The organism is Novosphingobium sp. (assembly GCF_031424035.1).
Lineage (GTDB): Bacteria > Pseudomonadota > Alphaproteobacteria > Sphingomonadales > Sphingomonadaceae > Novosphingobium.
Map to the genome: position 1 here is coordinate 46561 of NZ_JANPGP010000062.1, position 12850 is coordinate 59410.

14 protein-coding genes are annotated in these 12850 nt (G+C 65.6%); 8 read left to right on the forward strand and 6 right to left on the reverse strand.

All coding sequences use genetic code 11. From position 1 onward, the window contains the following. The first annotated feature begins 6 nt into the window (after positions 1-6). From hisC to RMO89_RS09675, 3 genes are read left to right on the forward strand one after another with little or no spacing between them, the layout of a single operon-like run. Entirely contained in the window at positions 7-1107 is a 1101-nt protein-coding gene (gene hisC / locus RMO89_RS09665; protein WP_310532786.1) for a histidinol-phosphate transaminase, read from the forward strand. Further along, complete coding sequence (locus RMO89_RS09670) at positions 1104-2024, forward strand: prephenate/arogenate dehydrogenase family protein (RefSeq protein ID WP_310532788.1); 921 nt, start codon at positions 1104-1106, stop codon at positions 2022-2024. Before hisC ends, RMO89_RS09670 begins: the two co-directional genes overlap by 4 nt. 17 nt (positions 2025-2041) lie before the next feature. Further along, positions 2042-2218, forward strand: a complete 177-nt coding sequence (locus RMO89_RS09675; RefSeq protein WP_310532789.1) for a hypothetical protein — start codon at positions 2042-2044, stop codon at positions 2216-2218. Positions 2219-2413: 195 nt separating this feature from the next. Here the strand turns inward: RMO89_RS09675 and nadA are convergent, their stop codons facing one another. The 3 genes from nadA to RMO89_RS09690 all read right to left on the reverse strand — a co-directional run bounded on the left by nadA (position 2414) and on the right by RMO89_RS09690 (position 5129). After that, a complete protein-coding gene (gene nadA / locus RMO89_RS09680) occupies positions 2414-3400 on the reverse strand; it encodes a quinolinate synthase NadA (RefSeq protein ID WP_310532790.1) in 987 nt (328 codons plus the stop codon). A gap of 61 nt (positions 3401-3461) precedes the next feature. Then, a complete protein-coding gene (locus tag RMO89_RS09685; RefSeq protein WP_310532791.1) occupies positions 3462-4184 on the reverse strand; it encodes an adenylate cyclase in 723 nt (240 codons plus the stop codon). Positions 4185-4256: 72 nt separating this feature from the next. Continuing rightward, complete coding sequence (locus tag RMO89_RS09690; RefSeq protein ID WP_310532793.1) at positions 4257-5129, reverse strand: MBL fold metallo-hydrolase; 873 nt, start codon at positions 5127-5129, stop codon at positions 4257-4259. Between the two features lie 63 nt (positions 5130-5192). Here RMO89_RS09690 and glpK point away from each other — a divergent pair, with 63 nt between their 5' ends. After that, positions 5193-6668 carry a glycerol kinase GlpK gene (glpK, locus tag RMO89_RS09695; RefSeq protein WP_310532794.1) on the forward strand — a complete coding sequence of 492 codons (1476 nt, stop codon included), beginning with the start codon at positions 5193-5195 and terminating at the stop codon, positions 6666-6668. A 1-nt stretch (position 6669) separates the two neighbouring features. Here glpK and RMO89_RS09700 read toward each other — a convergent pair whose 3' ends face one another. Together RMO89_RS09700 and RMO89_RS09705 are read right to left on the reverse strand one after the other, a co-directional pair. Next, on the reverse strand, positions 6670-7125 hold the full coding sequence (locus RMO89_RS09700; protein WP_310532795.1) for a DUF1465 family protein: 456 nt from the start codon (positions 7123-7125) through the stop codon (positions 6670-6672). Between the two features lie 297 nt (positions 7126-7422). Continuing rightward, positions 7423-9021, reverse strand: a complete 1599-nt coding sequence (locus tag RMO89_RS09705) for an ATP-binding cassette domain-containing protein (protein ID WP_310532796.1) — start codon at positions 9019-9021, stop codon at positions 7423-7425. Between the two features lie 206 nt (positions 9022-9227). Here RMO89_RS09705 and RMO89_RS09710 point away from each other — a divergent pair, with 206 nt between their 5' ends. Continuing rightward, positions 9228-10229: a glycosyltransferase family A protein gene (locus tag RMO89_RS09710; protein ID WP_310532797.1), complete on the forward strand. Its 1002-nt coding sequence runs from the start codon at positions 9228-9230 to the stop codon at positions 10227-10229. On the opposite strand, the gene RMO89_RS09715 is transcribed toward RMO89_RS09710, so the two are convergent. Next, positions 10213-10647, reverse strand: a complete 435-nt coding sequence (locus RMO89_RS09715; RefSeq protein WP_310532799.1) for a c-type cytochrome — start codon at positions 10645-10647, stop codon at positions 10213-10215. The genes RMO89_RS09710 and RMO89_RS09715 overlap by 17 nt on opposite strands. A gap of 131 nt (positions 10648-10778) precedes the next feature. Between RMO89_RS09715 and RMO89_RS09720 the strand changes: the two genes are divergently transcribed. The 3 genes from RMO89_RS09720 to RMO89_RS09730 all read left to right on the forward strand — a co-directional run. Then, complete coding sequence (locus RMO89_RS09720; protein ID WP_310532800.1) at positions 10779-12158, forward strand: MATE family efflux transporter; 1380 nt, start codon at positions 10779-10781, stop codon at positions 12156-12158. Between the two features lie 138 nt (positions 12159-12296). Further along, on the forward strand, positions 12297-12584 hold the full coding sequence (groES, locus tag RMO89_RS09725; protein WP_310532802.1) for a co-chaperone GroES: 288 nt from the start codon (positions 12297-12299) through the stop codon (positions 12582-12584). 44 nt (positions 12585-12628) lie between these two features. Then, positions 12629-12850 (forward strand): TCP-1/cpn60 chaperonin family protein (locus RMO89_RS09730; protein WP_310532803.1); only part of this gene is annotated, 222 nt, incomplete at its 3' end.

Below are 12850 nucleotides of genomic sequence, written 5' to 3' on the forward strand. Positions count from 1 at the left end.
CGCGAAATGAGCCAAGGTCCGATCCCGAAAAGCTGGATCTCCGCGATCCATGCCTATGTCCCCGGCAAGAGCACGGGCGCGGACGGTCGTCCGCTGATCAAGCTTTCCGCCAACGAGAACCCGCTGGGCACGTCCCCCGCCGCGCTGGCTGCCCGGAGCGAGGCAGCGGAGACGCACCGTTACCCCGATCCTGACAGCAAGGCCCTGCGCGCGGCGATCGGCGAAGTTCACGGCATCGATCCGGCGCTGATCGTCATGGGCACCGGCTCGGACGAGCTGCTCAACCTTGCCGCACAGGGCTATGCCGGGGTGGGCGATGAAGTGCTGTTCCCGCGCTACAGCTTCTCGGTCTACGACATTGCCGCGAGACGCTGCGGCGCGACGCCGGTGATCGCGCCCGACCTCGATTACGGCACCGATGTCGATGCGTTGCTGGCACTGGTGAGCCCGGCCACGCGGGTAGTATTCATCGCCAATCCGAACAACCCGACCGGGTCCTACCTGCCCGCCGGCGAACTGGCGCGGCTCCATGCTGGCCTGCCCGCCGATGTGCTGCTGGTGATCGATCAGGCCTATGCCGAATATGTCGCGCCTGCGGACGACGACGGCGCTTTTGCGCTGGCCGAGGCGCACAGCAACGTGCTGGTAACGCGGACCTTCTCGAAGATCTTCGGCCTTGCCGGCGAACGCGTGGGCTGGGGCACCGGCGCGCCCGGCATCGTCGATACACTCAACCGCATCCGTGGTCCGTTCAACGTTACCAACACCGCGCAGGCCATGGCGCTTGCCGCCGTGAGTGACCGCGATTTCGTGACCGCAACCCGCGACCACAACGCCCGCGAGCGCGTCCGCTTCGTCACCGCGCTGGAGGCACTGGGCAACCACGGCCTGCGCCCGCTGCCGAGCGAGGCGAACTTCGTGCTGATCCTGTTTTCCGGCAAGCTCACCGCCGAAATGGCCTACAATGGGCTGGCGGAGCGCGGCTACATCACCCGCTGGCTGCCCGGACAAGGTCTGCCGCAGGGGCTGCGCATCACCATCGGCACGGCAGAGCAGATGGACGAGATCGCCGCTGGCTTGCGCGACATGGCGGAAGCCGCGCGATGAGTTTCGAGCGCGTTGCCATCATCGGCCTTGGCCTGCTCGGCGGATCGATCGGCCTGGCCGTGCAGGATTACCTGCCGGGCGTGGCGACCACCGGTTATGACGCGGACCCGGCCACCCGGGCGCGGGCGCACGAACTCGGCCTTGCCGGCACGATCAGCGAGACAGCAGCCGATGCCGTGCGTGATGCGGACCTCGTGATCTTCTGCGTCCCCGTGGGCGCGATGGGTGCCGCCGCCGCCGAAGTTGCCGGTTCGCTGCGCGCCGATGCGCTGGTCAGCGATGTCGGCTCGTCAAAGGAAAGCGTGGCCAAGGCGCTTGCCGACGCGCTCCCCGGCGCGGCGATCATCCCCGCTCACCCGGTCGCCGGCACGGAACATTCCGGGCCAGACGCAGGCTTTGCCGCGCTGTTCCGCAACCGCTGGTGCATCATCACCCCGCCCGAAGGCGCCGACCCGGGCAAGGTCAAGGCGCTGTCCGATTTCTGGACCGCGCTGGGCGCCAATGTCGAACTGATGACGGCGCAACACCACGATCTCGTGCTGGCGGTGACCAGCCACCTGCCGCACCTCATCGCCTATACCATCGTCGGCACGGCCTCGGACCTCGAAGGCGTGACGCAGGGCGAAGTGATCAAGTATTCCGCCGGCGGCTTCCGCGATTTCACCCGCATCGCCGCGAGCGATCCGACCATGTGGCGCGACGTGTTCCTGACCAACAAGGACGCGGTGCTCGAAATGCTGCAACGCTTCAGCGAAGACCTCACCGCCCTGCAACGCGCGATCCGCGTGGGTGACGGCGACCAGCTGTTCGACCACTTCACCCACACCCGCGCCATCCGCCGCTCGATCATCGAACTGGGGCAAGATGACGCCCGCCCCGATTTCGGCCGCAGCGACCACGGCGGTACCAACACCTAAACCCTGAGGAATAAACGATGAGCTATGCTGTCTGGATTGCCCTCGCCGTCGTGCTGATCGCCGTGATCCCGCCGATCATCAAGAGCGCCCGCGCCAAGAACCGCGCGGCTGACGGCTCGGGCGACGCCGGATCGACTTCAGGCAGCGATTCGCCCTGCGATTCCAGCGATGGCGGAGATTGCGGCGGGGATTGAGCCTGCGACACCACATTCATTTGAATCGTCATGCTGAACTCGTTTCAGCATCCATCGTGCCGCACGTGCGGAACAGGGAAGCGAAGTCAAAGCTCGCCCCACATTCTCTGAGCTTCGGAGCTGGAGGCGAAGTGGATGCTGAAACAAGTTCAGCATGACGATGCGTTTAGGTGAAGCTGCTGTACCTGACCGGCATCAGGCCCGCCCCAAATCCCCCTTACCCACGGTCCCGCTTGCCATCTCGAGCATGCGGTCAAGGCTCTTGCGGGCGCGCAGGCGCAGACCTTCCTCGATCTCGATGCGTGGCTGCAGGTCACGCAGCGCGACGTAGAGCTTCTCGAGCGTGTTGAGCGCCATATAGGGGCAGATGTTGCAGTTGCAGTTGCCGTCCGCACCGGGGGCGCCGATGAAAGTCTTCTCCGGCAGCGCCTTTTCCATCTGGTGGATGATGTGCGGTTCGGTCGCGACAATCAGTTTGTCACCCGGGAAAGTCTTGGCGAATTGCAGGATGCCGCTGGTCGAACCGACGTAATCCGCGTGGTCGATGATGTGCGGCGGGCATTCGGGGTGCGCCGCAACCGGCGTTCCGGGGTGCTGCGCCTTCAGCTTGAGCAATTCGGTCTCGCTGAACGCCTCGTGGACGATGCAGACGCCCGGCCAGAGCAGCATGTCGCGCCCGAACTTGCGGTTGAGATAGCCGCCAAGGTGCCGGTCGGGGCCGAAGATGATCTTCTGGTCGGCGGGGATCTGCGCGAGGATCGTCTCGGCGCTGGAACTGGTGACGATGACGTCGGACAGCGCCTTCACCTCGGTCGAGCAGTTGATATAGGTCAGCGCGATGTGATCGGGATGCGCCGCGCGGAAAGCGCGGAACTTGTCGGGCGGGCAGGCGTCTTCAAGGCTGCACCCGGCGTTCATGTCGGGCAGGACGACGATCTTCTGCGGGCTGAGGATCTTGGCGGTATCGGCCATGAACTTCACGCCGCAAAAGGCGATGACATCGGCGCTCGATTCGGCGGCCTTGCGGCTCAGCTCCAGACTGTCGCCGACGAAATCGGCAAGGTCCTGGATTTCCGGCTTCTGGTAATAGTGCGCGAGGATCACCGCATTGCGCTCTTTACGCAGGCGGTCGATCTCGGCGCGAATGTCGAGGCCGGTGAGGTTGGTCGGCTGGGCAGTCATTGTGGCGCGTCCCTTGGGCGAGTGGTGCGAAAGGGCAGATAGGGACTAACGCCGCCTGAATCTATCCCCCGGCGATGGAAGCTGCGAGTTCCTGCACCATGCGGTTGGTGGCGGCGAGCGATACCAGCACTTCGGTCATCGCCAGAATGCCCCCGACCGTGGCGGTTGAGGGATGAATGCGGCCCATCGTGCGGCGATCATGCAGCGCCATCACGCCGACCAGACCCAGCTGGATGGCAAGGATCAGCCAACCGCCCCACGGCGCGATCAACGGCATCGGCAGGACGCGCCCCAGCGCCGGACTGGCGATGGCGATGAGCGAGCCGGTGATCAGGCGGCGGTGAAAGTCGGTCTGGCTGCGGCGGGTGATCGCGGCAAAGACGAGCCCGCCGAAAACGACCGCGCCGACCTGAGTCAATGCAAGGAAATAGGCCGGCGAATAGAATGGCGGGACATAGCCGCCGCGCAAGGCGGCTACGCCTGAAAATGACATCGAGCCGACAACAATGACCGCAAGGTAGGCGCCGATCCAGCCCAGCCGGCGATGACGGGCAAGGTCGCCCCCGGCGGCATGGCGCGCCTGAAAGACGTGCAGCGCCAGCCACGAAATCATCACCAAGGCGTGCGCGTGCGGCCAGAACAGCGTGTAGCTATAGGCAGCGCGGCCGAGCACGGCGTTGAGCGCGAAGCACGCGACGATAAACACCGCCAGAATGGTCGTGAATCTGCGGAACCATGCCGCATCGCCCACTTTGTCCATCGCCGGAACCGCTGCTGAATCCATGTAGAAAACTCCCCTATCACCCAGTCCTAAGTTACAATACTTAACACTGGTAACAAGAGCGTTTCGACAAGGTCAGACCAGTAACGACCAGCTTTCATGCACGCGCGAAACCTTGCCGCGCTGTTCAAGGTCAATCAGGTGAGCGAGCACCGAGCGCCCCGCCGCCGGCCACAGCCGTTCATCGACGCCCTTATACATGCGCGGCACCATGGCGGTGATTTCGTGCGTGCCCTCGCCCAGCAGCTTCAGGATCTGGCGTTCGCGCTGGCGGCGGTGGCCGATCATGCCGCGCACCAGTTGGCGGGTCTTGTCCACCTGCGGGCCGTGCGCCGGATAATAGACGCGGTCCTCGCGGGCGTAGAGCTTGTCGAGGCTGGCCATATAGGCCGCCATGTCACCATCGGGCGGGGCAACGACCGAGGTTGACCAACCCATCACGTGATCCCCGGTAAACAGCGCGCCACTTTCCTCCAGCGCGAAGCACAGGTGGTTCGAGGTGTGGCCGGGGGTGGCGACGGCGATCAGCGTCCAGTCAGGGCCGGAAAGCTTGTCGCCATCGCGCAGCACGCGGTCCGGCGCATAGCTCGTATCGAAGGCGGCATCGGCGCGGGGGCCGTCATCCTCATAGGCCAGCGGCGCGCAGCCGATCACCGGCGCTCCTGTCAGACGCGACAGCGGCCCGGCGGCAGGAGAATGATCGCGGTGCGTGTGCGTGCAGCAGATCGCTGCGACTTCGGCGTCACCAATCGCGGCCATCAGCGCCGCGAGGTGCGGCTCCTCGTCCGGCCCCGGATCGATCACCGCGACCCGCGCGCCGGCGCCGACGATATAGGTCTGCGTTCCGGTAAAGGTGAAGGGCGACGGATTGGGCGCGAGCACGCGCCGCACCAGCGGTTCCACCACTTCGCTTGTTCCGGTAGGCCAAGGGCGCTCGGGGATGTTCATGATCGCGCTATGCGTATTCCCAGCGGGCCTGTCGAGCGGCTAGGCTGTTACCGGGAGAGCGGAATGGCAGACGATCCTTTGATTCTGGTGCTGGACGAGGGCACGACATCGACGCGGGCAATCGTCTTCGCCGCCGATGGCGCGGTGGTCAGCGCGGCGCAGCAGGACCTGACGCAATATTACCCACAACCCGGCTGGGTCGAACATGACGCAAGCGAGATCTGGGACAAGACCCTTGCCTGCGCGCGGGAAGCGGTGGCAGCGGCCGGCGGTGCGGACCGGATCGCAGCCATCGGCATCACCAACCAGCGCGAGACCGTGGTCGCTTGGGACAAGGTGACCGGCGAGCCGCTCCACCGCGCGCTGGTATGGCAGGACCGGCGGACGGCGGATCGGTGTTCTGCACTCAAACTGCGCGGGCTTGAGGAGCACGTGCAGTCGCAAACCGGCCTGCTGCTCGACCCCTATTTCAGCGCCACCAAGGCCGCGTGGCTGGTCGAGAACGTGGCCGAAGTGCGCGATGCTGCTGCTGCTGGAACCCTCGCGCTGGGCACAGTGGAAACGTGGCTGGCTTTCAAGCTGACTGGCGGCCTGCATATATCGGACGCCACCAATGCCAGCCGCACCGCGCTGCTGCCGCTCGATGCGCCGGCATGGGACGCGGGGCTGTGCGACTTGTTCGGCGTGCCGATCGCGGCGCTGGGTGAAGTGACTGACTGCGCGGGTCCGCTCGGCACGGCGCTGCCCGAATGGCTGGGGCGCGCCATCCCGCTGACCAGCATGGTTGGCGATCAGCAATCTGCAACCATCGGCCAGGGTTGCCTCGCCCCCGGACAGGTCAAGGCGACCTATGGCACCGGGGCTTTTGTCCTCGCCAACATGGGCCCGCGCCTGCCCAAATCGGCGCACCGGCTGCTGGGCACCGTGCTGGTGCAGCAGGGCGGCAAGCGGACCTATGCGCTCGAAGGGTCGGTCTTCGTCGCGGGCAGCCTGATCCAGTGGCTGCGTGACGGCCTGGGGCTGATTTCGAGTTCCGCCGAGACCGAGGCGCTTGCCCGCTCGGTCGAGGACAGCGCGGGCGTGGTGATCGTCCCGGCGCTCTCGGGACTTGGCGCCCCGCACTGGCAGCCCGAGGCGCGCGGGGTGATCACCGGGCTGTCGTTTACCGCCCGCAAGGCGCACATCGCCCGCGCTGCTTTGGAGGCAATGGCGGCGCAAACGCAGGACCTCGCCCGCGCTTTTGCCGCGGACGGCGCGGCATGGCGGCACCTGCGGATCGATGGCGGGATGAGTGCGAATGACTGGATGGCGCAGGACCTGGCTGACCTGCTGGGACTGGAGGTCGAGCGTCCGGACATGGTCGAAACGACAGCGCTGGGTGCGGCGATGCTCGCGGGCCTTGGCGCGGGCCTGTTCGCTACGCTCGGCGAAGCGGCGACAGCCATGCGCGGCAAGACGCAGCGCTTCCAGCCATCAATGAACGAGGCGACCCGCGCCGCGCGGATCAAGGCCTGGGAAAAAGCGCTGCTGGCGGTTTAGGTCATCCCACCATGCCGCTTAGGCGGTCACGCAAGCGGCGGATCGCCGGCACCTGCATCGGCACATTATCGCGCCAGCCCCGGTCGAGCCGGGACAGCCGCGCATAGAACCGCTCGGTCGCGCCGATCAGTTCGCAAACCGTGGGTGAAAGCAGGGCCAGCCGCTCAGGATCGGCGGCGGGAAAATCGGACTGCAGCTTTCCGTAACGCCGCAACTGGAATTCGCTGATCTCGCCGCGAAAATAGGCGCGGTGGTTAAGCAGCCATGCCACCGCGTGCATCATTCGCGTGGTGGTGCGCAGCGCTTCGCACGACAGGGCAATGCGCGCTTCGTCCTCGGGGCTGCGGTCGCCATGATCGGCAAAGCTGAACATCGCGCGCACTTCGTCCGACAGGACAAGCCCCTCGCCATAGAGCGCTTCGATGATGCGCGGGTTCATGTTGGCGGGTCTCTCCATCGCCAATTGCGATAGACCCGTGAATCCGCGCGATTCAACTGCGCTGAGCGGTGATGCACAGGCCAATTCGGGACTGTGCCGGAACGGAACGTTTTCGTCCGCCTCACGGCGGTGCGGAAAAGCCATCCGGCTTTTCCTACGGCACCAGCCCGCTCCCCCTCCCGGCCACCCATTCCAGAATATCCTGCCGATGGGTGGCCGGGAGGGGGAGCGGGCTGATGCCGCAGGAAAAGCCGGACGGCTTTTCCGCACCGCCGTCAGGCGGACAAGGACATCGCTCCCAACGAAAACTCAACCCTACCTCAACACCCCGCCGGACAATTCCAGCACCCGCTCGCAGCAGGCGAACACTTCTTCGCGGTGGCTGACGACGATCAGCGCGAGGTCCGGTGGCAGATCCTGCAGCGTGGCAAGGATCGCTGCCTCGCTGGCGGCATCAAGCTGGCCGGTCGCTTCATCCAGGATCAGCAGGTCACGCGCCCGGTACAGTGCGTGGGCGAGCGCCAACCGCTGCCGTTCACCGCCTGAGAGAAACGACACTGCCTCGCCGATCGGCGTATCGAGCCCGCCGGCGAAGCGTTCGACCATGCGCAGCACGCCGGCGCGCTTCACGGCATCGTCGAAGCGCGCGGCGTCTGCTTCCTCAGGCCGCTGCGGAAAGACGACTGCCTCGCGCAAAGTCGTGCCGAGCAGGATCGGGTTCTGCGAAACGACGCCGATGCGTTCGCGCCAGGCGGGGCCATCTTCGGGAGCGAGCACCTGGCCATCGATCAGCACGCGGCCGCCATCGGGCACCGTGGCCCCGCAGATCACGTCGAGCAGGGTCGATTTGCCCGCGCCGCTATGGCCGCGAATGCCGATGCGTGCGCCTTTGGGGACCGAAAGATCGATCCCGGCGAGCACGGGTTCGCGTCCTTCCCGGCGGACCTCGATGCTTTCAAGGACCAGCGCGGCACCAAGCACGACTTTCCGCCCGGTTGCCCCTGCCGCAGCCGGCTCAGGAGCGGCGCCTTCCAGCAGGCCGAGCACGTCCTGCGTCACCGTGCCGTGCAGCGCGACCAGCCGCAGCGCCGAGCGCAGCGCCGCGACTTGCGGCAGGATACGCAGCGCGGCGAGGCCGGTGACCGCGAGCAGCGGCACCAGCTGGCGTCCTTCGCCCGGCAGCTGCGCCATGACCAGAACCAGCACCAGCGCAAGTCCCAGCCCGACAATCTCGACCTGATGGCGCGAGGATTGTGCCGAGGTGATCGCCCGCGCCTGATCAATCCGGAAGCGCTGTTCAAGTGCGGCGAAATCGGCAGCCATGCGGTGCTGGCCGTTGGTCAGGAAGATGTCGCGAAAGGCAGTTCGAGCTTCGTGCAGCAGCACGGCGCGATTGCGCGATACGCTCGACAAGGCGTCCCCCGGCAGGCGCCGCTCGCGCCAGGCGCTTTCGGCCAGCAGCGCCGCGAACAGCAGCGCCAGCGGCAGGGCGGCCAGCGGATAGAGCACGGCAAAGGCCAACCCCACCAATGCCACGCCAAGGAACGCACCAATGCCGCCAATCAGCGGCACGATGGCCTGATGCGATATCAGCGATAAGTGTTCGAAAGCGGCGAACCCGCTCGACGCGCCCTTGCGTACGTAATCGGCATAAGGCTGCATTTGCAGCGCACGAAAAGCGCGCAAGCACAGGCCCTGGATCACCGCGTATTGCGCCGCGACCGTTTGGCGCTGGGCGACCAGCCGCAGGATTGCGGCGAGCAGCGCAGCCAGCAGGAACATCGCCAGCCCCTGCGCCGCCGCGCTGCCACCACCGGCCAGCGCGTGCACGCCTGTGCTGAGCAAGGCGAGCGAGGCAACCTCGCCGGCAGCGGCCAGCGTGCTGAACACAATGGCAAGGTGCAGACTGCGCATCGGCGCTTGGCCCGCGTGGCGCATCAGCCTCCACAACCCACCAACAGACGGCAGAAACCCGCGTGAACGATCCAGCGTCTCCATCATGGTTGAAGCCCAAGGGCGCGGCGGTTTTCGCTCATGCGGGGGCTGTGGCACCTGATTCACCAGCTGACAACCTGCCAACCAGATGTTGCTCCTGCGGCACGTTTTGATAAGGCGCGCAAATGTCGTCGCAAGCCCCGCGGGTCTCCGTTGTCATGCCGGTGCATAACGCAGGTGTCTTTCTGGACGCCGCCGTGGAGTCGATCCTTGCGCAGACACGGACCGATTTCGAATTCGCCATCTATGACGATTGCTCGCAGGACGGATCGTGGGAACGCGCGCTGGAATGGGCAGCGCGCGATCCGCGCATCGTCGTCAGGCGCGGCGAAAAGCGGCTCGGCCCGGTCGGCAGCTCCAATGCCGCCGCCGCCATGGCCCGCGCGTCGCTGGTCGCCCGGATGGACGCGGATGACTTGTCCCGGCCTGACCGCCTGGCGCTGCAAGTCGCTGCCTTTGAAGCGCATCGAAGGGCCGTGCTGGTAGGTTCAACCTTCGAGATCATCGACGGCAGCGGCGCGGTCGTGCGTGAAGCGAAGCCCGGGCGCATCGGCGGGTCCACGCCGCCGTTCGCCCATCCAAACATCATGTATCGGCGCGAAGCTTTCGACGCGGTCGGCGGCTACCGCGAAGGCACCGAATATTTCGAGGATCTCGACCTCTACCTGCGGCTCGCTCCGCTCGGCGAGATGCTGGTGATCAACAGCCCGCTACTGCAATTGCGCTTTGCCGGCCAGAATGCGCGGCTGCTTGAAGAGCCAAGCGACGTGCTGCGGCAGGTCAGCCGGCAATATCCGGCGATGGCCGATGGCAAGCTGCCGCCAATGTCATTCTATTCGGTTGCGGTGCTCGCCATCCTCAAGCCCGCACGGCCGCGCCTGCTGGGGCTGATGATCAGGAATGTCAGCTTCAGCCGCCCGTTGGCGACCTTTTCCGTGCTCGCCATGATCGCACTGGCCGAGGTTTCGCCCCGGCTCGCCCGGGCGCTGAGCGGCGGGCTGGCATCGCTGCGCGAACGCAACCGCAGCCGCCGGTTCATGCCAGGCGGCGTCTATGCATGGCGCTTCCCCGCCGCGACCCAGGCCGCCGCGAGCGAAGCACCGGGGCCGATTACTTCAGAGTCTTGAGGAACTCGATGATTTCCTTGCGCTTGGCCGCATCGGCCATGCCCGCAAAGGTCATCTTGGTGCCGGGAACGTGCTTCATCGGCGCGGTCAGATAGGTGTCGAGCGTGGCTTCGTCCCAGGTCAGGCCCGATGCCTTCATCGCTTCGGAATAGGCATAGTCCGGGCCAGTCGCCGACTTGCGGCCATAAACTGCGAACAGGCTGGGTCCGACTGCATTCACGCCGGACTTGATCGCGTGGCACGTGGCGCACTGTCCAAATGCCGCCGGAGCCGAAGCGAGGCTGGGTCCGGTGTTGGCCGCAGGGGCAGGCTCGGCGGCGGTCTGCGCGGCAGGATCGGCCGGAGCTTCTGACTTGTCGCCACCGCTACCGCAGGCGGACAGCATGAGCAGGAGGGCGGGGGCAAAAGTCTGGCGCATCGAAACGCTCCTTCATGGGCGGGACATCTGCGCCATGCGTTGCCAATCCGCCGCCGTCAACGCCCTGACACTGGCAAAATCCGCCTGTCGGCTTTCCCTTTTTGCAATCAGCCTCTATCCGGGCCGGCCCGATGAGCGAGCCTGCCGCCCTTTCCCCCCTGCGCACCGAGATTGGCGCGACCCTGCGCCTTGCCGCGCCGCTGGCGCTCGCCAATCTGCTGCAGATGGCGGTTTATGCCAGTGACGTGATTTTCGTTGCGCGGCTGGGGCAGGATGCGCTCGCCGCATCAAGCCTCGCCGTGTCGATCTTCATGCTGATCAACTGGGGCCTGCTGGGTCTGACCGGTGCCGCCGCCCCGCTGATCGCCGCCGAGCTTGGCCACAAGACCCATTCGGTGCGCGAAGTGCGCCGCACGATTCGCATGGCGCTGTGGCTCAGCTTTCTCTGCGCGGCGGTGGGCATGGTGGTCTGCCAGTTCGGCCTGCCGCTGATGCTGGCAACCGGTCAGGACCCCCGGATCGCTGCCATGGCGCAGGAATTCCTGACGATCCTGAGCTTTGCGCTGTTCCCGATGATCGTCGGCAACGTGTTGCGGACTTTTATCTCGACCATGGGCAAGCCGATTTTCGCTACGCTGATCACAGCGCTGGCAATCGGCGTCAACGTGCTTGGCAACTTTGCGCTGGTGTTCGGCAAATTCGGATTTCCCGCGATGGGCCTGCCGGGCTCCGCGCTGTCGAGCCTGATTACCGCCGTGATCACCATGCTGGCCTATCTCGCGGTTATCCAGCACGACCGGCGGATGCGCCGCACCTATATCTGGGGCCGGTTCTGGCGCCCTGAATGGAAGCGACTGAAAACCATGGTGCGGCTCGGGATTCCGATCGCACTGACTATCATGGCCGAAGGCGGACTGTTCGGTTCGGCGGCTTACCTGATGGGTAACATCGGCGCAGCGCAGCTGGCCGCGCACACCATCGCGCTGCAGATCGCCGCCGCCTTTTTCCAGATCCCCTATGGCATCGGCCAGGCAGCAACGATCCGCATCGGTTATCACTTCGGCGCGGGCGACCGGCAAGGCGTGGCGCGCGCCGGGATCGCCGTGTTCGGCGTCTGCCTGATCGCGCAGGTTGTGGCGATTGCCGCGATGCTGGGTGCGCCGCGCCTGATCATTTCGGCCTATGTCGATCCGGACTTGCCGGAGAATGCCGCCGTGGTCGCCTTCGCGCTGCAATTTCTTGTCATCGCCGCGGCCTTCCAGCTGGCGGACGGCATCCAGACCGTCGCGTCCGGTGCCTTGCGGGGACTTCAGGACACCAAGTGGCCGATGATCATCGCACTCGCCGGCTACTGGCTGGTCGGCTTCGTCGTGGCCGCGTGGCTGGGGCTGTGGACTCCGCTTGCCGGCATCGGCGTGTGGATCGGGCTGATGGCTGGGCTGGTTGTCGTCGCGATCCTGCTCACCTGGCGCTGGTGGCGGCGCGAGGCGCTGGGACTGGTCCGGGCCTGATCTCGCTTCGGCGCGCAGACAATTTTTTCGGCTCGCTCCACCTTGACGCTGGATGAACCCCGACCCATATGCGCCTCGCTGGCACTCTCCCATGGCGAGTGCCAAACCCATGTGAATTTTTCGAGAGGAACTCAAGCAATGGCATTCCGTCCCCTGCACGATCGCGTGCTGGTCCGCCGCGTCGAAGCCGAAGAAAAAACGGCTGGCGGCATCATCATCCCCGACGCCGCCAAGGAAAAGCCCGCTGAAGGCGAAGTCGTTTCCGTCGGTTCGGGCGCCCGCGCCGAAAACGGCACCATCACCCCGATGGACGTCAAGGCCGGCGACCGCGTGCTGTTCGGCAAGTGGTCCGGCACCGAGGTCAAGGTCGACGGTGAAGACCTGCTGATCATGAAGGAAAGCGATATCCTCGGCATCATCGGCTGAGCGACATCCATCCCCATCAAATCAAAATTCAAAGGAACTGAATAATGGCTGCCAAGGAAGTACGCTTTTCGCGCGATGCGCGTGAACGCATTCTCGCCGGTGTCGATATCCTCGCCAACGCGGTAAAGGTCACGCTGGGCCCCAAGGGTCGCAACGTGGTGATCGACAAGAGCTTCGGCGCTCCGCGCATCACCAAGGACGGCGTTACCGTCGCCAAGGAAATCGAACTCAAGGACAAGTTCGAGAACATGGGCGCCCAGATGCTG